Origin of the sequence: Streptomyces sp. NPDC056479 (genome assembly GCF_042795335.1) — a bacterium.
Taxonomy (GTDB): Bacteria; Actinomycetota; Actinomycetes; order Streptomycetales; family Streptomycetaceae; genus Streptomyces.
Window position 1 is genome coordinate 321,770 of record NZ_JBHTRZ010000006.1, and the last position, 20,991, is coordinate 342,760.

A 20,991-nucleotide genomic window follows, 5' to 3' on the forward strand; every position below is an offset into this window, starting at 1 on the left:
CCTAGTACGAGTCGGACATGCGCATCGCGTCGCTCAGTTCGCAGGTACCGCCGGCGGCACTCTTCCGGGCGACGACGTCGGTGGTCTCGGTGGCGCCGGCGTCGACGGTCAGGATCCCGGAGGTGGCGGTGTCCAGCACCGTGCCGCTCGAATCCTTGAAGGTGACGGTGAAGGTGTAGGAGTACGTCGTGGTCGCACTGCTGTTGGTGGCGCGGACCCGCGCGACGAGCCCCCTGGCCGCGTCGTACTCGCACTCCTCGATCTTCACGTCACCGGTGTCCTCAGCGGACGGCCCCTCGCTCGTGTCCGCACCGCCGCCCGAGGACGACCCCGTGTCGTAGTCGTCGTCATCGTCGTAGTGCGTGCTGCCCCCGTAGTTCCCGCCCGAACCGCTCGAGGAGCTGCTGGAGTTCGAGTTGCTGTCGCAGCCGCCGCCGCTGGAGTGCCGCGCGCCCGTCAAGGCGACGACGACTCCGACGAAAACGGCCACAGCGCGGACATGGCGAAGCTTCACGGCGTTTCAACCCCCGTTGTCGTGATCGTGAGCACGTCACGCTAGCAGTGCCCGCGTGGCGGGAACCGCTTACCCGGCGTAGCGTCTCGTGCAAGAGCGGTGAAGATGGCCGCTCGCTCGGGACGGCCGCCGTCCGGTTCCCTTCCGTGCGCCGGCACGACGGCCGTCACACACCCGCGGGGAACTGCGCGACCAGCCACGACGGCGCTGCAGACACACGACGGCCCTTTACCGCACTACCCAGCGGAGCGCGCCGTGCCCGTGCCCTTCTCCGCGTCCAGCGCGTACACACAGCGGTCCTTGCTGCACGCGTACACGACCCCGTCCTTCACCACCGGCGAGCCGGTGATCTCGCCGCCGGTGGCCAGCTTCCATCTGAGCCGGCCGTCGTCGGCCTTCAGGGTGTAGAGCAGATGGTCGGTGGAGCCGAAGTGGATCCGGCCCTCGGCCACCGACGGAGCGCCCACGAGGTCGCCGCCCGCCTGGAAGCGCCACTTCGGCGTCCCGGTGACCGCGTCCAGCGTGTACAGGCCCTTGCCGCTGCCGACGTGCACATGGCCCGCGGCCACCAGCACCGGCTCGATCGAGGACCGGGACTCGGTGGCGATGCGCCAGCGGTCGCGGCCGTCGACGGCGTCCAGGGCGTAGACCGTGCCGAGGTAGTCGGCGAGGTACACACCACCGCCGGTCACCGCCGGGCCGGGCACGAAGGTCGGCGGGCACAGGAAGACCGCGGGGGCCTCGAAGTGCCAGCGCACATGGCCGCTCATCACATCGAGCGCGAGCACACGCGTCCCTGCGGAGACGTACACATGGCCGTCGTGCGCCTGCGCCACCCGTACGGGCACCCCGCCGCAGGAGGCGGCGTCGCCGATCGGGTACGACCAGCGCTCGTCGCCGGTCCGGGCGTCCAGGGCCTTCAGCCGGGCGTCCTGCCAGACGTACACCGTGCCGTCGTACAGCGCCGGGCCGGCCTCCGGGGACTCGAAGTCGGTCTGCGCCCCGGTGATCTCCCACAGCTTCTGCCCGTTCGAGGCCTCCCAGGCCTGGACGCCGCCGCCGCGCGTGCCGGTGATGACCGTGCCCCGCTCGGCCTTGAGGGAGTACACCCAGGCGTCCGTCTGCAGCCGCCAGAGGTCCGCGCCCTCGCGGCACTCCAGGGCGAACAGGGTCGGGCCGTCGGAGGCGTGGATTCGGCCGTCCGCGACCGCCATCGACCAGGCCACGTCCCGCGTCTTGAAGCGGCGGCGGCCGGTGGCCACGTCGAGCGCGTGGACCTCGAAGGAGGTGACGTAGACGAGGTCGTCGGCGACGGAAGGGGTGCCCCAGACGTCGTTCGACATACGGAAACGCCAGGGCCGCCAGCCGGCCGCGGGCTCGGGGTGCGCCGACGGCGGCGCCGCCACTGCGCCGCCCACGGCAGGGTCCGCGCCATTGACGCCGGGGCGGGGCTTGGCCCAGGAGGCGACCAGGCCGGCCTCCGGCGGGGGCGCCTGCATGGCGGTGGCACGGGCGTCGGCGACACGGGGACCGGGGCCGATCGGGACCGCGGCGCCGGCCAGGTGGACGGGGCCGGTGTCGGGGGCGCCGACCGGGACGGGCGCGGGCTGCGGGATCACCGGGTCGTGCGAGGGCGGGGGCGGCAGGGGCGCGGGGGCGATACGGCCACCGCTGCGGCCGGAGGACGGCGAGGGCTTGGTCGCCGGGCGGCCGCCCCGGCGCGACTCGATCAGGCCCACGGCCCGCTCGGGCAGCCACGCGGAGGCCGTGCCGCTGTCGTCGGAGCCGGAGCCGAAGAGATGCGGGGCGAGCTGGGACTGGAGGTCGGCCGGGTTGGGGCGGGCCGTGGCCTCCATCTGCATGCAGGACTCGATGAGCGGGCGCAGCTCGTCCGGGAGGCCTTCGAGGTCCGGGCCCTCACGCAGCAGCATGAAGACCGTCTCGACCGGATTGGCGCCGTGGAACGGGGGGTGTCCGGTGGCGGCGAACACCAGCATCGAGCCCAGCGAGAAGACATCGCTCGCGCCGGTCACGCTGCGGGAGTCCTTCGCCTGCTCCGGCGACATGTAGGCGGGTGTGCCGACGGCGACATTGGTCATCGTCAAACGGGTGTTCGAGACGCCGGACGCGATACCGAAGTCGATGACGCGGGGGCCGTCCTCGACCACGAGCACGTTGGACGGCTTCAGGTCGCGGTGCACCAGCCCGGCGCCGTGGATCGACTGGAGCGCCTCGGCGACACCCGCCGCCAGCCAGCGCACCGCCTGGGCCGGCATCGGCCCGCACTCGTTCACTATCTCCTCGAGGGAGGGCGCGGGGACGTACGCGGTGGCCAGCCACGGCACGGCGGCGCGCGGGTCGGCGTCGACGACCGCGGCCGTGTAGAAGCCGGAGACCGCCCGGGCCGCCTCCACCTCACGCGTGAAGCGGACGCGGAACAGCTGGTCCTCGGCGAGTTCCGTCCGCACGGTCTTGATCGCCACGCGCCGGCCCGAAGCCGAGCGCGCGAGATAGACCAGCCCCATGCCGCCGGCACCCAGCCGTCCGAGCACCTCGAACGGCCCGATCCTGCGCGGATCGTGCTGCGTCAGCTGATCCACCACTCTGCCTGCCACCTCCCCGTACGGGCCCCGTCACCCAGATATGTACGCGACCCCGTGCAGCGTCTCACCACCGCACCGCCTTGGCGGCACGCACCCCGATTCTTCCTGTCCGAGGGCGTGGTTGCGAACCCGACGGCGGAACGGGGTGTCTTGGGACAAAACCACACTCCGGCTGCCGCGGAAAGCGCCGGTTCGCATAGTGGGACGCCGGAGATAAGAGTGCGGTCAGGGTTCCATGGGTTCCACTCGGCGCTCCAGAACCGCGAAGGACGCCCCCTGATCGTCGGTGACCACGGCGACCTTGCCGTACGACGTTTCGAAGGGCGGCACCTGCACCCGTCCGCCGAGCCGGGTCACCGTGCCGAGGATCTCCTCGCAGTCCGCCACCCGGAAGTGGACGACGAAATGGGGCGGCATCATCTCCGGGAAGACCTCGGAGACGGCCGCGCGGCCGAAGTCGGGCTTGGCGTCCGCCCCGAACAGGGCGTCCTGGAAGAGCTCGCCGTAGAAGGCGTTGGCGCCCTCGGTGTCGCGGGCGTACAACTGCACCCAGGCGAAGGTGCCGGTCTCGTGCCGCCGGCCGAAGCCCTCGTGACTGCCCGGCTGCCAGAGCGCGAAGACGGCGCCCTCGGGGTCGGTGACCAGCGCGGCGGTACCGAGGTCCGCCCCGATCTGCACGGACGGGACGACCACCTGTCCGCCCGCCCCGCGGATCCGCCGCCCGAGCGCCCAGGCGTCCGGGGTGGCGAAGTACACCGTCCACACGGAGGGCAGCCGCCCGTCCGGCTTCCGGGCGAGCGCGGCGACGCGATCACCGTCCAGGAGGGCCCATACGGTGGAGTCGTACGCCTCCTCGAAGTCCCATCCGAAGAGCTCACCGTAGAACCGCTTGCCCGCGGCGACGTCCGAGAGCTGTGCGTCCACCCAGCACGGAACGCCCTCCGTGTATCCCGTTCCGTTCCTGGATGCCCTGTTTTCGGCCATGCGGCAAAAGTAACGGCCTCTTACGCACCCCGCAGACCAGGCACACCAGCCTCGCGGTCCCCGTGCACCCCATTTGCACTCGGCCGAATCGCGCCCCGATCACGCCTCGGTAAGCTGACGGCATGACAGGACAAGTGCGTACCGTCGACGGCCGTGTGGCGGGTCGGCGTGGGCAGGCGACCCGGCAGAAGCTGCTCGACTGCCTCAGCGAGATGCTCAGCTCCTCCCCGTACCGGGACGTCAAAGTCATCGATGTCGCCCGGAAAGCGGGCACTTCGCCCGCGACCTTTTACCAGTACTTCCCGGACGTCGAGGGCGCCGTCCTGGAGATCGCCGAGCAAATGGCCGCCGAGGGCGCCGGGTTGACCGAGCTCGTCGAGGGCCGCAGCTGGGTCGGCAAGGCCGGCTGGCAGACGGCGCAGGAACTCGTCGACGGATTCCTGGAGTTCTGGCGGAAGAACGACGCGATCCTCAGGGTCGTCGACCTCGGTGCGTCCGAGGGCGACAAGCGGTTCTACAAGATCCGCATGAAGATCCTGAACACCGTCAACAACTCCCTGGCGGACGCGGTCACTCAGTTGCAGGCCAAGGGCAAGGTCGACAAGGACGTCAGCCCGGCCGCGGTCGCGGGCTCGATCGTCGCGATGCTCGCGGCGGTGGCCTCGCACCAGAAGGGCTTCCAGACGTGGGGCGTCAAACAGGCCGAACTGAAGCCGAACCTGGCGCTGTTGGTACACCTGGGCGTGACCGGCAAGAAGCCGACGAAGTGACGCCGCGCGAGCGACCGCCGGCCTGAGCGGCGCCGGTGTCCCAAGTCCTGTCTGCCAGGCGGTGGTCCACTCGTGTGGGCCACCGCCTGTCGCGTGTCCCGGCGTTCCGTGTCAGGCTGGGAGCGGCCGGTCGTGCACGACGTGCTTCATCACCAGGGTCGACGTCAGCCGCTGCACGCCCGGCAGGGTGGCCAGCCGCTCGTCGTACAGCCGCTGGTACGCGGCGAGGTCGGCGGCGACCACCCGCAGCAGATAGTCCGGCTCCCCGAACAGCCGCTGCGCCTCCAGCACGTGCGGAATGCCGGCCAGCGCGCTCTCGAACTCGGCGACCGTGTCCCGGTCCTCCTGCCGCATGGAGACGAAGACCAGCGCCTCGAAGTTCAGCCCGACGGCGCCCGGCTCCACGACGGCCCGGTACCCGCTGATGGCACCGGCCCGCTCCAGCTCCCGCAGCCGGCGATGGCACGGCGAGACGCTGAGCCGCACCCGCGCGGCCAGCTCGGTCACGGTCAGCCGCCCGTCCTGCTGAAGCTCGGCAAGAATCTGTCTGTCCACCTCGTCCATGAGGCAGATCTTCCCCCATAACTCGCGATCATGGGCAAACTTCGACAACACTTTCGGGCCATTCCCGCCTAATGTCGCCACCATGGACTCCGGACTGCTCCTCTCCTTCCTCGCCATCGACCTGCTCCTGGTCTGCGTACCGGGCGCCGACTGGGCGTACGCGATCTCCGCCGGCCTGCGCGACCGCTCGCCGTTGACGGCGGTGGCGGGCCTGGTCACCGGGTACGCGCTGCACACGGTCCTCGCGATGGCCGGCCTCGCGGTGCTGGTGGCGGGCGAGCCGGGCCTGCTGACCGCGCTGACGGCCGCGGGCGCCGCGTATCTGGTCTGGCTGGGGTGGGGCGTACTGCGCCGGCCGGGCACCCCGGGCGCGGCCGAGGAACCGGTGGCCACGAGCCCGGGCCGGGCCTTTCTGCGCGGCGCCACGATCAGCGGCCTGAACCCCAAGGGTCTGCTGCTCTACCTGTCCGTGCTGCCGCAGTTCCTGCTGATGAAGGGCGAGCACATCCCGGTCCCCGCCCAGACCGCCGTACTGGGACTGCTCCACATGGCGTGCTGCGCCGCCGTCTATCTCACGGTGGGCCTCGGCGCCCGCGCGGTCCTCGGCGCCCGCCCGGCGGCGGCACGGGCGGTCACCCGCACTTCGGGGGCGGCGATGCTGGGGATCGGCGCGTTCCTGCTGGTACAGCGCCTGGCGACGCTGTAGCAGGCGGCTCGCACTCGCGACTCATCCCCGCCGCACGATCCGGAACAGCCGGATCTCCCGCTCCACCCGCGCCTGATACGTCGCGTACGGCGGCCAGAACGCCAGCGCCGTCTTCCACACGGCCGCCCGCTCCTCGCCCTCCAGCAGCCGGGCCGTGACCGCGATGTCCTGCCCCTTCCAGTTGACCTCGGCGTCGGGCCGGGCAAGGAGGTTGTGGGTCCAGGCCGGGTGTCCCTCGCGGCCGAAGTTGGAGCCGACCAGGATCCAGGAGCGGCCGTCCTCCTCGGGCATACAGGCGAGCGGCGTACGGCGGGGCAGTCCGCTGCGGGCGCCGGTGGAGGTCAGGATCACGCCCGGCAGCATCTGTGCGCTGAGCAGCACCTTCCCGCGGGTGAGCCGGTGTACGGCACGGTCGAGCGCGGGAATGACATGCGGGGCGACCTTGGCGAAGCCACGGGTGGAGGACACCTTCTGCACCGCTCGCACGACCACGGGAACGCCGATCACACCGCCACCTCCTGGGCGTCGAAGAGCCGGGTGGTGTCGGCGGCGTACGCCCGGAGCCGGTGGACCGGCCCGAAGAGCAGTTCGTCGCCGGCGGCCCGTTTGAAGTACAGGTGCGCCTCGTGCTCCCAGGTGAAACCGATGCCGCCGTGCAGCTGGATCCCCTCGGCGGACGCGATGCGCAGTGCTTCCAGGGCCTGCGCGAGGGCGAGCCCGCCGACCGGCCCACCGGTCTCGTGCGGGACGGCCCAGGCGGCGTAGTAGGCGGCCGAGCGCGCCGCCTGCACCGCCACGTACACGTCCGCCAGCCGGTGCTTCACCGCCTGGAAGGACCCGATCGCCCGTCCGAACTGCTCCCGCTGCCGGACGTACTCCACCGTCCGCTCCAGCGCCCGGCCGGCGGCCCCCACGGCCTCACAGGCGAGGACGGCGGCGGCGGTGTCGCCGACCGCGGCGAGGGCCGCGAGGACGTCCTCACCGTCCTCCTCTCCGAGCAACTGCGCCGCCACGTCCCGCAGTTGGACCCGCCCCTGCGGCCGGGTGGCGTCCAGCGCCGTCTGCCGTACGCGGACGACCCCGGCCGCGTCCCCCGCCACCAGGAAGAGCAGCGTCCGCGACCGCGCGAACCCCCCGGCATGCGCGGCGATCACCAGCAGCCCCGCGCTGTGCCCGTCCAGCACCTGGTCGACCTGCCCGTACAGTCGCCAGCCCCCGTCCACCCGCCGCGCCTGCACACCCCCGGCCCGCCCGCCGCCGGCCCAGTCGCCGCCGCCCGTACCGGTGAGGGCGAGTGCGGTGGCGAGCGCGGTACCGGGGACGGCGAGGGTGGCGGTGAGCGCGCCGGAGGCGAGACGGGGCAGCACCTCGGCGCGCTGGGCCCCGGTGCCGAGGGCGGCGATCAGCGGGGCGGCCAGGACGCAGGTGGGGAACAGCGGCAAGGGGGCGAGTACCCGTCCCGTCTCCTCGCAGGCGAGGGCGAGTTCGGTCGCCGAGCAGCCGACACCGCCGTACGTCTCGGGAAGGGCGAGTCCGGGCAGGCCGAGCTGTTCGGCGAGGGCGGTCCACAGGGCCGGGTCGTGCCCGGTGGGGGCGTCGACGGCCGTGCGCAGCTCGCGGGGGCCGCAACGGCTGTGCAGCAGCTCGCGGAGGGTGCGGCGGATCTCGTCCTGCTCGGGGGTGAAGCTGGCGTCCATGGGGTCTTCCCTCCGGCTCTTCCCTCCGTATCTGACGGACCGTCATATTAGGAGGAGCGCAACGAGATGCCCAGAGGTTGGACGCACAGGGGTTGGAGGCCTCTCATGACTCCCGGGAGCCGGAAAGTCGCCGTCGTCGGAGTGTCCCTCTCCGACTGCGGCCGGGTGGACGACGCGACGCCGTACGCCCTGCACGCCCAGGCGGCGCGCCGCGCGCTGGCCGACGCGGGACTGGGCCGGGAGGTGGTGGACGGCTTCGCCTCCGCCGGTCTCGGCACCCTGGCCCCGGTGGAGGTGGCCGAGTACCTGGGCCTGCGCCCCACCTGGGTCGACTCCACCTCCGTCGGCGGTGCCACCTGGGAGGTCATGGCGGCCCACGCGGCGGACGCGATAGCCGCCGGGCACGCGAGGGCGGTGCTGCTGGTCTACGGCTCGACCGCCCGCGCGGACATCAAGGCGGGCCGGCGGACGGGGAACCTGTCCTTCGGCGCACGCGGCCCGCTGCAGTTCGAGGTCCCCTACGGCCACACCCTGATCGCCAAGTACGCCATGGCCGCCCGCCGGCACATGATCGAGTACGGCACGACGATCGAGCAGCTCGCCGAGGTGGCGGTCCAGGCGCGGGCGAACGCGGCCCTGAATCCGGAGGCGATGTTCCGTGACCCGATCACCGTGGACGACGTCCTGTCCGGCCCGATGATCGCGGACCCCTTCACCAAGCTGCACTGCTGCATCCGCTCCGACGGCGGCGCGGCGGTGCTGCTGGCCGACGGGGAACTCGTACGGGACTGCCGTAAGGCACCCGTGTGGATCCTCGGCACCGGGGAGCATGTCTCGCACTCCGCGATGTCCGAGTGGCCCGACTTCACCACGGGCCCGGCGGCGGTGAGCGGGCGGCTCGCCTTCGAGCGGGCGGGGGTGCGGCCGCAGGAGATCGACTTCGCGGAGCTCTACGACGCCTTCACCTACATGACCCTGGTGACGCTGGAGGACCTCGGCTTCTGCCGGAAGGGCGAGGGCGGGGCGTTCGTGGAGAAGGGGCGGCTGCTGGTGCGGGGCGGGGAGCTGCCGGTGAACACGGACGGGGGCGGTCTTGCGGCCCAGCATCCCGGGATGCGGGGGCTGTTTCTGCTGGTGGAGGCGGTACGGCAGTTGCGCGGGGAGGGCGGGGAGCGTCAGGTGTGGGGGCGGGGCGGGCCGGGGGAGCTGCCCCGGTTGGGGGTGGCTTCGGCGACCGGGGGATGGTTCTGCTCGTCGGGGACGTTGGTGATGGCGAGGGAATGAGACGATCTTTGAGCCGTTCGAGAGGACACAGGCAATGGCCCTGACCCGCGAAGAGCGTGAAGAGTTCCTGGCCGAACCCCATGTCGCCGCGCTCGCGGTGGACGCGGAGGCGGGGCGCGCACCGCTGACCGTGCCGATCTGGTACCAGTACGAGCGCGGTGGCGACGTATGGATCATGACCGGGCTGGATTCCCGCAAGAACCGGCTGATCCAGCCGGCGGGCCGCTTCTCCCTGATGGTCGACCGACTGGATCCCACGATCCGGTACGTGTCCGTCGAGGGGCCGATCATCAGGACGACCCCCGCCACCATCGAACAGCTCCGGGAGATCTCGGCCCGCTACCTCCCGGCCGAGAAGGTCGACGGCTATGTCGACTTCGCGTGGAAGAACCACGGCGAGCAGGTGGTCGTCCACATGCGGCCCGAGCGGTGGGTCTCGTCGGACCTCGGGCAGCTGTGAGCCGGTCCGGCACGTGACAATCGGGGCATGGGAACGGATCTTCATGAGTTGCTGAGGTCATTGCGGGTGTGGGACGTGGAGCTGCCCTCCTTCGACCCGGCGGCGGCACCCGCCGACCCGCTCGCCCTCTTCACGGCCTGGTTCGCGGAGGCGGTCGCGGCCGGGCAGGTCGAGCCGCACACGATGTCCCTCGCCACCGCGGACGACGAGGGCCTGCCGGACGTACGGACCGTGATGCTGCACGGCGCCGACACGTCCGGCTGGTCCTTCGCGACACACGCCGGCAGCCGCAAGGGCCGCCAGCTCGCCGCCCGGCCGCACGCGGCCCTCGGCTTCTACTGGCCCGCGCAGGGCCGCCAGGTGCGTCTGCGGGGCCCCGTGACGGCGGCCCCGTCCGCCGACTCCCAGGCCGACCTGCACGCACGCTCGACCGGCGCGCTGGCGGCGGCCCTGACCGGCCGCCAGAGCGTGGTCCTGTCCTCCCTGGAGGAGTTGGCGCGGGAGTCACAGGCGGCCTGGGAGCGGGCCCAGCACGAACCGGACGCCCCGGTCCCGTCCTGGACCCTCTACCGGCTGCGCCCCGAGGAGGTGGAGTTCTTCCAGGGGGACGCCGCGCGCAGGCATGTACGGCTGCTCTATCGCCGTACGCAGGACGAGGGGTGGGTCAGGGAACTGCTCTGGCCCTAGCCGGCCAACCCCGGAAGGCCCTGAGGCGTCGGCAGGGGCAGCGGGTTGGTGCCGGCGCGCTCGCGGGCTGCCGGGGCGGCCTTGCAGGTCGTGTCCTTCACCGGCAGCTTTCCGGTGGTGAGGTAGGTCGTGGCGGTCTTGTCCGCGCAGGACTTGGAGCCGTAGATGCCGTGGCCGACGCCTCCGAGGACGGTGACCATCTTGGCGCCCTTCATGACGCGTCGCAGGCCCTGTCCGCTGGCCAGCGGGGTCTGGGAGTCCCACTCGTTCTGCAGGATCAGCGCGCCGACCTTGTTGTCGACGGTGGTGGCGGGCTCGGCGCCGTTCTTCTTCCAGAAGGCGCACGGCTTGATGTTGGAGACGAAGTCGCCGTACAACGGCCACTTGGCCTTGTCGCGGATCGCGTCGGCGCGGTACTGCTCGGGATCGCGCGGCCAGTTGCGGGTGTCGGCGCAGACGACGGACCAGAAGCCGGCGTCGCCGTTGTCCTCGGGCACGGCGCGGGCGAACGACGGCGGTGCCGGCGTGGGGGTCCTGTTCTCCCGGGCGCCGGACGCGGGCCTGCTCTCGGCGGCCTTCTTCAGCTCGACGACCGCCTCGGCGGCGTCGCGCACGCTGAAGAACGTGGCGCGGTTGTAGGCGCGGATGTCATCACCGGTCAGCTTCGTGCCGTCGAGGTCGATCGGCTTGCGGTCGGCCTGGGCGACCAGGTCGTAGAAGGTCTTGCGGACCGCCTCAGGCGTCTTCCCCAGCTTGTACGTGGTGTTGCGCTCGGCGGTCCACTCGGTCCACCTGGTGAACGCGGGCTCGGTGCCCTCCGCCCAGATCTGGATCATGCCGCGCCAGACCCTGGCCGGGTCGACGGCGCTGTCCAGGACGAAACGGTCGGAGCGCCCCGGGAACATCTGCGTGTAGACCGCGCCGAGGTAGGTGCCGTACGAGTACCCCAGGTAGGAGATCTTCTTCTCGCCGAGCACGGCCCGGATCACGTCCATGTCCCGGGCGGTGTTGCGGGTGGTGATGTGACGCAGTTTGTCGCCCTGCTTGGCGTCGCACTTCTCGGCGACGGTCCGCGCCCACTTCACGTCCTTGGCGAACTTCTCGGCCTTGTACGGCCGTTCCCAGTTCGCCTCCTCGGGCGTCAGGCCGCAGCTGACGGGGGAGCTCTGGCCGATGCCGCGCGGGTCGAAGCCCACGAGGTCGTACTTGGCCTTCACGGACTTCGGCAGCTCGCCCGCCAGCTGCTGCGGCATGTCGACACCCGGGCCGCCGGGGCCGCCCGGATTGAGCAGGAGCACGCCCCGGCGCTCCGTCCGGGTGCTCGTCTTCAGCTTGGATATCGCGAGGTCGAGCTTCTTGCCGCCGGGGCGGCTGTAGTCGAGCGGCACCTTGATGGTCGCGCACTGGAAGTTCGCCGGCATCGCTCTGTCACAGCGGTGCCAGGAGGGCCTCTGCTGGAGGTACTGGCTCAAGGGGTTCGCCGCGGCGGACGCCGTGGCCGGCGCGAGCGCGGGTACCAGCGCGGCGACGGTACTGGCCGCCAGGAAACAAGCTATTCGACTGCTTCGCACGTGGGGGGTTCCCTTGGGTCGGTGCGTATGAGACGCACCAACCCTTTCGGGTAACACAGTTGGGCGAATCCATCGACGAGACGGAATTGGTCCCACCGTGGAGGGACGGCCGGGCGGGGCAGATGGTCCCGGAGTCGGACAACCACGACCGGCTCCACGCCGTCTTGCTCTGGAGGTACGCGAGGCTAGAAGCCCCGCGCCCCCCGGAAGTCGTACGCGGCGAAGTCGGCCACCGCCCGGTACCCGATGCGCTGGTAGAGGCCGTTGCTCGTCTGGTTGGCCAGGTCGGTGAAGAGCAGCAACTCACGGATCCCGGAGGCGAGTACGGTCCGGCTGACGGCCGCGGTGACCGCGCCCGCGTAGCCGCGTCCACGCAGGTGCGCCGGGGTGTAGACGGGGGCGATCCGGACCTGGCCGGCGACGACCGGGGTCACGCCGGCCATGGACAGGGGGCTGCCGTCCTCGCCCTCCCAGAAGGTGATGCCTCCGTAGGCGATGCGCGAGTCGGCCCAGGCGGCGGCCTCACGGGAGGCATGATCGCCGACGGCCTCGCCGAACTCGCCGTACCAGCGCATCAGCTGCTCCCGGTCCTCCTTGCCGACGATCCGGGCACGGCCCGCCGGGACGGGCTGCGGCACGGTCAGGTTGCCCAGCCGGTACAGGCGTTGGCGCTGGCCGACCGTGCCCCGGGCGCCCGTCTGCCGGCGCCAGGCGGCGGCGAAGGCCTCGGCGGTCTCGCGGGCCGCGATGACGCCGGGGACCTGATGGCCGAGGGCGACCAGGTGGGCGGCGAGCGCTTCGGCCTCTTCGGGGGTGAGGGGCGTGATGTTCAGCCGGTAGGGCGGGGTGCGGAAGTACGCGGCCCTCACCTGCCCGTCCAGCTCCAGCGCACCGAAGACGGGTGCCTCGTCGCCGTACGCCCGCAGCCCGCCCGTGCGCAGCGTCTCCGTCACCGTCAGGATGACGGTGTGCAGATCGGGGCGTGAGCGCAGGAAGCCGCCGGCGTGGGAGAGGAAGGCGGTGAGGTCCTGGGTGCAGTACCAGTCGTCCGGGCGCATAGCTCATGATCCCGCGCCCGCGCCGGGGATGTGCACGAATTTCCGCCGTGGACACGAAGCCGCCACAAGAGCCCACCCCCAGGCGGGGGTTGGAAGGCGTCGGGTTCACGGGGAGACGGGCCTTCGGGTTGACGTCCCGTTCCGTGATCTATGCCTCGACGTCCGGGTCGGTCGCCAGCCGCGCGTGCATGTGCATGTCCCGGTACGCGTCCTGCCGCCCCGCCTCCCACATCGCGCCCCGCAGGGTCCCCTCGTACCGGAAACCGCAGCGCTCGGCGATATGGCACGAGGAGTCATGACCGACGGCGTGGTCGAGTTCGAGGCGGTGCAGACCGAGGCCGTCCGGCTCGGCGAGGGCCCAGCGGGCGGCGATGACGAGCGCGCGGGTGGCGACGCGGCGGCCGCGGGCCTCGGGCAGCACCCAGTAGCCGACGCGGGCGGAGCTCATGACCCGGTTGATGACGTTGACGCCGATGTGTCCGAGGGGTGCGCCGGTCGCGGCGTCGGTGACGCAGTACGCCGCCGAGGTGCCGTTCGCCGTGTTCTCGGCCGCGCCGCGCAGTGCGTCGCGGGCGCTGTCGAGGTCGGTGGTGATGCTCAACGGGGTGTTCCAGCGCCGGAATTCCGGGTCCGTACGCCCCCGGAACCAGACCTCGGCGTCGGCCTCGGAGTCCGCGTCCCAGGGCCGCAGACGCAGACCGTGACCGTGCAGGTCGGGAAGGCGGGGGGAGTCGGGGTGGGACGAGGAGTGATGGGATCCGCCGGCGATGGTCATGCGCCCATTAAGACCTAGCCAGGGGACGCCCCGCTTTAGCGGGGGTGGGGAATGGCTTCTCTGGGCTGCTCTGACCTCAGGGGCGGCCGGAACACCGGCACCCCGTCCCGAAAGACGACCTCCAGCTCCGTCCCGGCCCGCAGCAGCCCGGCGTCCGCGCACTCCACGACCTCGGTCATCATGCGGGGCCCTTCGGCGAGATCGACGACGGCGGCGACGTACGGCGTCCGCTGCCCGAAGGGCGGCAGGTCGTTGCGATGGACGACGGACCAGGTGTAGAGGGTGGCGAGGCCGCCGGCGGTCTCCCAGTCGACGTCCTCGCTCCAGCAGTGGGGGCAGAACTCGCGGGGGTAGTGGTGGGCGCGTCCGCAGTCGCGGCACCGCCGGACGAGCAGCCGCCCGCTCGCGGCCGCGTCCCAGTACGTGCGGGTGAAGGCGTCGGCCTCCGGAACGTCGTAGCGCTGCCCGCCCATCAGAACAGGCCCAGCGCGCTGTCCACCGACCACGACTGCCACGACATCCCGAACAACGCGACGACCGAGATCAGCGCCATCATCGAGTTCTGCCCCTGCTCGGCCCAGTCGTGGATCATCAGGGCGAAGTAGAGGACGTTGAGCAGCAGCCCGCCGACGAGGGCGATCGGGGTCAGGACTCCGAGGACGAGCCCGAGGCCCAGTGCCAGTTCCGCGTACAGGACGACGTAGGCCATGGTCCGTGGCCGGGGCTTGACGACGACCTCGAAGCCGGAACGAACGGCGTTCCAGCGGTGCTTGCCCGCCACATCGGCCGCCCAGGCGATCCCCGCCCCCTCCAACCAGCTCTTCTTGTCCTTGTGGCGCCAGCTCTCCAGCCACCACAACCCGAGGCCTATCCGGAGCACGGCCAGCCATTCCGCACCTGTGAGCCAGATCGCGTCCATGGATCTGACGGTACGTCAGATAAAGCGGACCTGACAATCGCCTGTGCGTCCTCGATGAATCCAACAGAATTGTTGGCAATTTCGTCGGCACCCCATTACGTTCGCTGACGCAAGGACCGAGGAAGGCCGGAAGTCGCAGCAGCGGAGGAGTGTCACGTCGTGAAGCACAGGGCAGTCAAGCGCAGGAGCGTGGTCATCGGGATCGGGGCGACCGCCGGGGCCGCGGCGGCAGGGGGCATCGCACTGACGGCCCAGGCGTCGAGCGGGACGGGCACCTCGGGGTCCGCCTCGTCGGACACCCTGGTCTTCGACAAGGACGCCTTCTCGACGCTGACGACGACCATCACGGACGCCGACGGCGCCGACCACGAGGTGGAGTACCGCTTCTACCAGGCGATCACCTACGTCACCAAGCCGGTCGACGAGAAGTACCAGAGCCTGAACGTCAGTGTCCCGGTGAAGATCGACGGCACCGCGGTGGACGCGACGAGCGCCCCGATCCTCTTCGCGAACTCGGTGGGCGGTTACATGCCGTCGTCGGTTGCGGACGCGACGGGTGTGGGCGGGGGCGGGGCTACGGGGATGCCGGGCGGCGGCGGTCCCGGTGTGTCGGCCTCCCCCAGCGCCTCGGCATCGACCTCGGCCTCGGGTGGGGTCGCGTCCGGCGGCAACGGCATGGTGAACGCCCAGGGCGGGATGGTCAGCCTTCCGAAGCTGGCGCTGGCGGCGGGGTACGTGGTCGTCGAACCCGGCGCGCGCGGCCGCACGCTGGTCGACTCGAGCGGCACGTACTACGGCGTCGCCCCCGCCGCGATCGTCGACCTGAAGGCGGCGGTCCGCTATGTGCGGTCCAACAAGGGCCGCATACCCGGCAACGTGGACCGCATCGTCTCGTCGGGCACCAGCGCCGGTGGCGCACTGTCCTCCCTGCTCGGCGCGTCCGGCGACAGCCCGCTCTACGACAAGCTCCTCGCGGCGATCGGCGCGGCCGACGCGAGCGACGCGATCTTCGCGACGGGGGCGTGGTGCCCGATCACCGACCTGGAGCACGCGGACGGCGCCTACGAATGGAACTGGGGCGCGAACCCGACGAGTTCCGGCTCCTCGGTGGACCAGACGGTGTCGAAGGAACTCCAGTCGCAGTTCGCCGAGTACCAGGCGTCCCTGCGGCTGCAGGGCCTGGGCGGCTTCGGCACCCTCACCGCGCGCAACTACGACGCGTACTTGGCCGAGCAGTACATGGAGCCGTCGGCGACGAGGTACCTGGCGGCGCTGTCGGAGTCGGACCGCGCCTCGTATCTGACCGCGAACCCGTTCATCACCTGGTCCGGCGGCAAGGCGGCCTTCTCCTGGGCGGACTTCCTCACCCACGTCGGCGCCCGCAAGAAGTCGACGCCGGCCTTCGACGCCTTCGACCTGTCCACGGGCGAGAACAACCTCTTCGGCAAGGGCACGACCCAGGCCCGCCACTTCACCCTCTACAGCCTCCGCCACGCCTCCGGCAGCAGTGCCCGCCTCGACGGCGACCTCCCCGGGACGCTGCGCCTGATGAACCCGATGCCCTTCCTGACGGAAAAGCCCAACCCGCACCGCACCAAGCACTGGTGGATCCGCCTGGGCACCAAGGACTCCGACACCTCCCACACGGTCTCCGCCAACCTCGCGGCCGCCGCGCACGGCCTCGGCGACGAGGTCGACCACCTCTACTACTGGGACGAGGGCCACGGGGCCAACTCCGACCCCGGCGACTTCATCGAGTGGATCGCGAGAATCAGCGGCCACGGGCCTGGGAAGAAGTAGCCCGGCCGTCAAGGCCCTTGAGGCCCATGCGGCTCCTGAGGCCCTTGCGGCCTTGAAGCCCTTTCTGCCCCCGAACGCGGTCCCGGTTTCCCGTCATGACACCGGCCACCGCCCACACGACGCCGGGCTCCCACGATGGCTATGGAGGCTCGGCGTCGTGGCACACGGTAGGTACCAGATTCAAGATTACCCATGCACTGCTAGCTTGATTTCACCTTCACATTCATCCCGACATCTCGAACATGACTCACGTTCGCGCTTATCTTGAATGAATGCGTGAACTCGTACTGCACCGCCATGACGTCAAAGCATTCAATGACAATGCTCATGTCGTTCTGAAAGTTCTCTCTCGCGCCGAGGCCATCGACAGCCGTCGCAACAAACTTACGTGAGTCACCTGGCCGTATGGCGCCATACGCCTCGTCATCCGAATCCGTGGCCCACTGGACGAACCAGGCGCGGCCAAGCGCCGAAATCCGCGTTTCCAGGTTGAAGCACGACCCCTGGCCCGAGTTGCTCACAGAGAACTGTATCTCCCGTAAGTGACTTGACGGCCCCCAGACGAGCTTGATGCGTTGCACGCTGAGAAGTGGCCGAGACTGAACCACAGTTGTCAGCTCCACCTGACGCTGGGTCGCAATCGCCTGCGCCGCAGTCGCTCGCGCGAGCCGCACAGTGAGGAGCAAGGTGATTGCCAAAATGGCGACGTTTGCGAGCTGCAGCGCCAGCGACACCGATGTCTCCTTTCCTGAGAGCTATGGAAGAGAGCTCGCCGTCGTTTCAAATCGATACCCCTCACACAAGGTACCGATGAAATGATTGATGAACTTATCCAGAAAGAAGTCTCGATACACGCCGAGTCCGCGGTCCGACGTGAATCGAGAAAAGTCGAACCCGCGGCGCACAAGTTTCCCGTTGCTCTCGACCTCTTCGAACGTCTCCCCCACGACACTCAAGGTGAACCAGAGCGTGGTGTATCCCAGATTTCCTGGCGCGGAGACGTCGTACACCTGGCGCACTTTGAGTTTCGGGGCGAAATTTGTCCACCGCGAAACCTTGTAGTCGACACGACCTGAATGCCGAGTCTGATCTCCTTGCTCAATGATCGATCCATCGTCCCCGGGGATGCCGGCAATGAGCTTGGAGATGATACGGGAGTTTTCGATCGGCCCATCCCCCTCACCGTCCACTCGATGAAAGTCGAAGGCGATGATGTTGAAAACGTACTGGGCCCGAAGTACGGGAACGGCAGACCAGCCCGAACACTCCTTCAGCTTGGTGAGGAGCGAACTGATGAGAACACCCAGCGAAGGCATGAGGTTCTCATACCACTGCTCAAATCTGCTGAGACTGCTTCCCTGCCGACTCAAGAAGATTTGATTTCCCACCAGACCGAACCTGAATCCCAGATCGGCATCACTGAAATTCACTTCGAACCCGCTGTCCCGCATCAGCAGATCCAGGTCGCTCTCATGATGAAATCCAGAAACGTCCAGGACTTCAAGAGTGCGGACGTAGACCGCCTGAGCCACATCCACAATGCCCTCAGAATTCATACCGGACATAACCGGTGGTATATAGGCGATGAAGTCGAATTGATTGACGTTCCGTACAAGTGAATCATTCTGCTTCACCTTGAGCACCCACCCGGCTAGAGATCTGCGGCAGTTACCTGAATGTCGCCCTCACCGTCGGAGGTAAGTCGGTCTGCGATCAACTTGGAGATCCGAGGAAAGAGTACCTGCTGAAGTCCACGGGCCCCCAGTCCGAGCTCTGACGCCTTTTGTGCAAAATGAGACTCGGCATCCCTCGAAATAGAGAGCTCAGTACCGAGGCTTCGCACATAGTTTCGCCATACGGTGAGCGGCGAAATGTTCTCGTTCCGGAGGATCTTGACGAGATCATCCGCCGACAGCTCGGAATACTGAATGAGTGCGGGAAATCGCGCGACTAGCTCCTTCACAAATCCATAGTTCGCCAGATCTTCTGGGAGGACCTCGTCGGGGCCGTGCTCGAGAGATAGCTGTGCAGGCCGCATGGCAAGGGTGCGGCCGATGTCCGAGAATGCTCCTGATGCAAGGATCAGAATTCCCGCAGTGTTCACCGTGGACTGCTTGGGAACGAAATCTGAATGCGAACGGACGCCCACAGATACTGGCGCACCCTCACAGAGTTTGAGCAGCCTACGCTGCACGCCCAGGTTGAGACCGGCGTCCCCCTGGTCCGGCGAGTTGTAGTTGATCTTGTCGAACTCGTCGAAGAGAATGACCCCCCGCTCCGCCAGCCGCAGGCTGTCTTCCTTTGTCCGAGGGACATCCGATTCATCAAGGATTGCATCAGCAAGATTGACTAGGTCCTGCAATACATCCTCGACCTGAAGCCCGACGATTCCGGCCGGCACAAGGGACGTCGCATCCACGGTCACGAAGGGGATGCGGAGAAAACGGGCTGCGACTTGCATGGTGAATGTCTTACCTGACCCCGTGGGCCCGATGACTACCGCGTTGGGGGGAGGATGGAGCGGATCTGGATTCTTGGCCCATTGAAGGTGCATGGAAAGCAGCACGCTGATCTGACGAAGCCGCTCCTCTTGGCCATGAATAAATCTCGCCAACTCCGCACGGATTGCTTCGAAGCCACTGTCTTGAGGAAGCAGACGATTCAGGTCCAGTGATCGATGCTCGGGAGGATCCCCCTCCCGGCGGGTATGCAGCCATTCATCAAGCCGGCTCATGGATGTTGGATCTTCGCTCACCCCGTACCCCCCACCGCACTCCTTTAAGAGTCAGGCATCAACGGACTGTACTGCCAACTCCCCTTAACTGGAAGGAGTTTGACGGAACCGGGACGCAAACGCGAGGTGACGTAATCGAACACCCATACTCTCCCCAGAGAGTAGCCCGAACAGGCTTCCGATCCGAGGGGAACCGGAATCCATTTCTCCTGCTTACGTGGTTCGAGCATCAGAAAAGTTCCAGGAAAGGAGGTGCTGAAGCATGTCGGTTTGTGGGTGATAACGCACTCATTGCTGACTGAGCGGGGAGTGTGAAAGACGGTGCTACTGCGCCACGGTGCAGTATGGGTCGGTCCTGGAAGGGCGTGGACCGATGCCATCCCTGGGCTCGCGCCCTCTCCACCCCACCCCCACAACCAGGAGACCTACGCCACAGACCCCACCCACCCCTCCTACAGCCGTGATCGATCCGCAACCAATTCCGGGCTTGACCGAGACCCATCAACCGGATGCGTGATTACGCTCCGACCATGGCCGACACCCCCCAGCACCCGGACAACCCCGCCACGGACCGCCCCGTCTACGTCATAGGCGGCGGCCCCGGCGGACTCTCCGTCGCGTACGCCCTGCGCGCCAAGGGGCTGCGGGCCGTGGTGCTGGAGAAGTCGGACCGGATAGCGGCCCCTTGGCGACGGCACTACGACCGGCTTCATCTGCACACCACCCGGCGGCTGTCGGCCCTGCCCGGGCTGCCGATGCCACGCCGTTTCGGGCGCTGGGTGTCGCGGGACGACGTGGTGCGGTACCTGGAGAAGTACGCCGAGGTCCACGAGCTGGAGATCGTCACCGGCGTCGAGGTCTCCCGCGTCGAGCCCTCGCCCGACGGCTCCGGCTGGCTGCTGCGCGCCACCGGCGGCCGTGAACTGACCGGCGCCGCAGTCGTCGTGGCCACCGGGCACAACCACACCCCGCGTATCCCGGACTGGCCCGGACGGGACGGGTACACCGGCGAGTTCCTGCACGCCGGCGAGTACCGCGGCCCCGCGCCCCACACCGGCCGTGACGTCCTCGTCGTCGGCGTCGGCAACACCGGTGCCGAGATCGCCGTGGACCTCGTGGAGGGCGGAGCCTCCCGGGTACGGCTGGCGGTCCGCACCGCCCCGCACATCGTGCGCCGCTCCACCGCCGGGTGGGCCGCCCAGTTCACCAGCATTCTCGTACGGCGCCTGCCGGTCGGGCTCGTCGACCGGCTCGCCAGACCCATGGCCAAGATCAGCGTGCCGGATCTCACCGCCCAGGGACTGCCGCGCCCCGACACCGGTCTGTACAGCCGGGTCAAGGACGGGGCGATCCCGGTGCTCGACGTCGGGCTCGTCGACGCCGTGCGCAAGGGGCGGATCGAGATCGTGGCCGCCCTCGAGGCGTTCGAGGAAGGGAAGGTCCGCCTCGCCGACGGCAGCCTCGTCTCGCCGGACGTCGTCATCGCCGCCACCGGATACGTCCGTGCCCTGGAGGACCTCGTCGGCCACCTCGGTGTGCTCGACGAGCGGGGCAGACCCGTCGTCCAGGGCGCCCGCACCCCCGCCGACGCACCCGGCGTGTACTTCACCGGCTTCACCAACCCCATCAGCGGCAACCTCCGCGAGATGGCGATCGACGCACGGAAGATAGCCAAGGCCATCGCCGGTGACCGCCGGCGGCAGGTCTCGCGGTTGCCCGTCTGACCTCCGCCCCCATCAACTCCCTTACCTAGAGCTCCCGTTACTTGTGAGTCAGAAGTTGCGGGATAGCTGTACCGCGCCCTCGTCCGGAGACAGAATGTGAGCCCTGTTCAACTTTTCGGCTCCGCTCCCTCTCACTACGAC

General features: G+C 69.2%; 21 protein-coding genes. 7 read left to right on the plus strand and 14 right to left on the minus strand.

The window, feature by feature from the left end:
• Nucleotide 1 precedes the first annotated feature (1 nt).
• The 3 genes from ACFQ6S_RS24890 to ACFQ6S_RS24900 all read right to left on the minus strand — a co-directional run bounded on the left by ACFQ6S_RS24890 (nucleotide 2) and on the right by ACFQ6S_RS24900 (nucleotide 4,101).
• The gene (locus ACFQ6S_RS24890) at nucleotides 2-514 is read right to left on the minus strand and encodes a hypothetical protein (protein ID WP_383413746.1); all 513 of its coding nucleotides are present in this window, start codon (nucleotides 512-514) and stop codon (nucleotides 2-4) included.
• A gap of 236 nt (nucleotides 515-750) precedes the next feature.
• On the minus strand, nucleotides 751-3,117 hold the full coding sequence (locus tag ACFQ6S_RS24895; RefSeq protein WP_383413748.1) for a PQQ-binding-like beta-propeller repeat protein: 2,367 nt from the start codon (nucleotides 3,115-3,117) through the stop codon (nucleotides 751-753).
• A 225-nt stretch (nucleotides 3,118-3,342) separates the two neighbouring features.
• Nucleotides 3,343-4,101 (minus strand): VOC family protein, encoded by a 759-nt coding sequence (locus ACFQ6S_RS24900; RefSeq protein ID WP_383413751.1) that lies wholly within the window; start codon nucleotides 4,099-4,101, stop codon nucleotides 3,343-3,345.
• 122 nt (nucleotides 4,102-4,223) lie between these two features.
• Between ACFQ6S_RS24900 and ACFQ6S_RS24905 the strand changes: the two genes are divergently transcribed.
• A complete protein-coding gene (locus ACFQ6S_RS24905) occupies nucleotides 4,224-4,871 on the plus strand; it encodes a TetR family transcriptional regulator (protein WP_383413754.1) in 648 nt (215 codons plus the stop codon).
• 111 nt (nucleotides 4,872-4,982) lie between these two features.
• Here ACFQ6S_RS24905 and ACFQ6S_RS24910 read toward each other — a convergent pair whose 3' ends face one another.
• Nucleotides 4,983-5,435, minus strand: a complete 453-nt coding sequence (locus ACFQ6S_RS24910; protein ID WP_383413757.1) for an Lrp/AsnC family transcriptional regulator — start codon at nucleotides 5,433-5,435, stop codon at nucleotides 4,983-4,985.
• A gap of 82 nt (nucleotides 5,436-5,517) precedes the next feature.
• Here ACFQ6S_RS24910 and ACFQ6S_RS24915 point away from each other — a divergent pair, with 82 nt between their 5' ends.
• A complete protein-coding gene (locus ACFQ6S_RS24915; RefSeq protein WP_383413760.1) occupies nucleotides 5,518-6,141 on the plus strand; it encodes a LysE family translocator in 624 nt (207 codons plus the stop codon).
• Between the two features lie 21 nt (nucleotides 6,142-6,162).
• Here the strand turns inward: ACFQ6S_RS24915 and ACFQ6S_RS24920 are convergent, their stop codons facing one another.
• Both ACFQ6S_RS24920 and ACFQ6S_RS24925 read right to left on the minus strand, forming a co-directional pair.
• Nucleotides 6,163-6,648, minus strand: a complete 486-nt coding sequence (locus tag ACFQ6S_RS24920) for a nitroreductase/quinone reductase family protein (RefSeq protein WP_383413762.1) — start codon at nucleotides 6,646-6,648, stop codon at nucleotides 6,163-6,165.
• Nucleotides 6,645-7,838, minus strand: a complete 1,194-nt coding sequence (locus ACFQ6S_RS24925) for an acyl-CoA dehydrogenase family protein (protein ID WP_383413765.1) — start codon at nucleotides 7,836-7,838, stop codon at nucleotides 6,645-6,647. Before ACFQ6S_RS24925 ends, ACFQ6S_RS24920 begins: the two co-directional genes overlap by 4 nt.
• A gap of 105 nt (nucleotides 7,839-7,943) precedes the next feature.
• Here ACFQ6S_RS24925 and ACFQ6S_RS24930 point away from each other — a divergent pair, with 105 nt between their 5' ends.
• From ACFQ6S_RS24930 to ACFQ6S_RS24940, 3 genes are read left to right on the plus strand one after another with little or no spacing between them, the layout of a single operon-like run.
• Nucleotides 7,944-9,122 (plus strand): acetyl-CoA acetyltransferase, encoded by a 1,179-nt coding sequence (locus tag ACFQ6S_RS24930; RefSeq protein ID WP_383413768.1) that lies wholly within the window; start codon nucleotides 7,944-7,946, stop codon nucleotides 9,120-9,122.
• A 34-nt stretch (nucleotides 9,123-9,156) separates the two neighbouring features.
• The gene (locus ACFQ6S_RS24935) at nucleotides 9,157-9,582 is read left to right on the plus strand and encodes a pyridoxamine 5'-phosphate oxidase family protein (protein WP_383413771.1); all 426 of its coding nucleotides are present in this window, start codon (nucleotides 9,157-9,159) and stop codon (nucleotides 9,580-9,582) included.
• Between the two features lie 27 nt (nucleotides 9,583-9,609).
• Nucleotides 9,610-10,269, plus strand: coding sequence for a pyridoxal 5'-phosphate synthase (locus ACFQ6S_RS24940; protein ID WP_383413773.1), 660 nt, complete (start codon nucleotides 9,610-9,612; stop codon nucleotides 10,267-10,269).
• On the opposite strand, the gene ACFQ6S_RS24945 is transcribed toward ACFQ6S_RS24940, so the two are convergent.
• The 5 genes from ACFQ6S_RS24945 to ACFQ6S_RS24965 form a co-directional block, all read right to left on the minus strand.
• A complete protein-coding gene (locus ACFQ6S_RS24945) occupies nucleotides 10,266-11,840 on the minus strand; it encodes an alpha/beta hydrolase (RefSeq protein WP_383413776.1) in 1,575 nt (524 codons plus the stop codon). The two genes, ACFQ6S_RS24940 and ACFQ6S_RS24945, sit on opposite strands and share 4 nt — an antisense overlap.
• A 185-nt stretch (nucleotides 11,841-12,025) precedes the next feature.
• Nucleotides 12,026-12,898 (minus strand): GNAT family N-acetyltransferase, encoded by an 873-nt coding sequence (locus ACFQ6S_RS24950; protein WP_383413779.1) that lies wholly within the window; start codon nucleotides 12,896-12,898, stop codon nucleotides 12,026-12,028.
• Between the two features lie 148 nt (nucleotides 12,899-13,046).
• Nucleotides 13,047-13,673, minus strand: coding sequence for a GNAT family N-acetyltransferase (locus ACFQ6S_RS24955; protein ID WP_383413783.1), 627 nt, complete (start codon nucleotides 13,671-13,673; stop codon nucleotides 13,047-13,049).
• A gap of 35 nt (nucleotides 13,674-13,708) precedes the next feature.
• Nucleotides 13,709-14,146, minus strand: coding sequence for a Zn-ribbon domain-containing OB-fold protein (locus tag ACFQ6S_RS24960; RefSeq protein ID WP_383413786.1), 438 nt, complete (start codon nucleotides 14,144-14,146; stop codon nucleotides 13,709-13,711).
• Nucleotides 14,146-14,592 carry a DoxX family protein gene (locus ACFQ6S_RS24965; RefSeq protein WP_383413789.1) on the minus strand — a complete coding sequence of 149 codons (447 nt, stop codon included), beginning with the start codon at nucleotides 14,590-14,592 and terminating at the stop codon, nucleotides 14,146-14,148. Before ACFQ6S_RS24965 ends, ACFQ6S_RS24960 begins: the two co-directional genes overlap by 1 nt.
• Nucleotides 14,593-14,751: 159 nt before the next feature.
• On the opposite strand from ACFQ6S_RS24965, the gene ACFQ6S_RS24970 reads away from it, so the two are divergent.
• Nucleotides 14,752-16,392 carry a subtype B tannase gene (locus ACFQ6S_RS24970; RefSeq protein ID WP_383413792.1) on the plus strand — a complete coding sequence of 547 codons (1,641 nt, stop codon included), beginning with the start codon at nucleotides 14,752-14,754 and terminating at the stop codon, nucleotides 16,390-16,392.
• A gap of 200 nt (nucleotides 16,393-16,592) precedes the next feature.
• On the opposite strand, the gene ACFQ6S_RS24975 is transcribed toward ACFQ6S_RS24970, so the two are convergent.
• From ACFQ6S_RS24975 to ACFQ6S_RS24985, 3 genes are read right to left on the minus strand one after another with little or no spacing between them, the layout of a single operon-like run.
• Nucleotides 16,593-17,126, minus strand: a complete 534-nt coding sequence (locus ACFQ6S_RS24975; protein ID WP_383413795.1) for a hypothetical protein — start codon at nucleotides 17,124-17,126, stop codon at nucleotides 16,593-16,595.
• A gap of 21 nt (nucleotides 17,127-17,147) precedes the next feature.
• Nucleotides 17,148-18,026 (minus strand): hypothetical protein, encoded by an 879-nt coding sequence (locus tag ACFQ6S_RS24980; protein WP_383413797.1) that lies wholly within the window; start codon nucleotides 18,024-18,026, stop codon nucleotides 17,148-17,150.
• A 17-nt stretch (nucleotides 18,027-18,043) separates the two neighbouring features.
• Complete coding sequence (locus ACFQ6S_RS24985; protein WP_383413800.1) at nucleotides 18,044-19,147, minus strand: AAA family ATPase; 1,104 nt, start codon at nucleotides 19,145-19,147, stop codon at nucleotides 18,044-18,046.
• A gap of 509 nt (nucleotides 19,148-19,656) precedes the next feature.
• On the opposite strand from ACFQ6S_RS24985, the gene ACFQ6S_RS24990 reads away from it, so the two are divergent.
• Nucleotides 19,657-20,850: a flavin-containing monooxygenase gene (locus ACFQ6S_RS24990; RefSeq protein WP_383413803.1), complete on the plus strand. Its 1,194-nt coding sequence runs from the start codon at nucleotides 19,657-19,659 to the stop codon at nucleotides 20,848-20,850.
• Nucleotides 20,851-20,991: the final 141 nt, after the last annotated feature.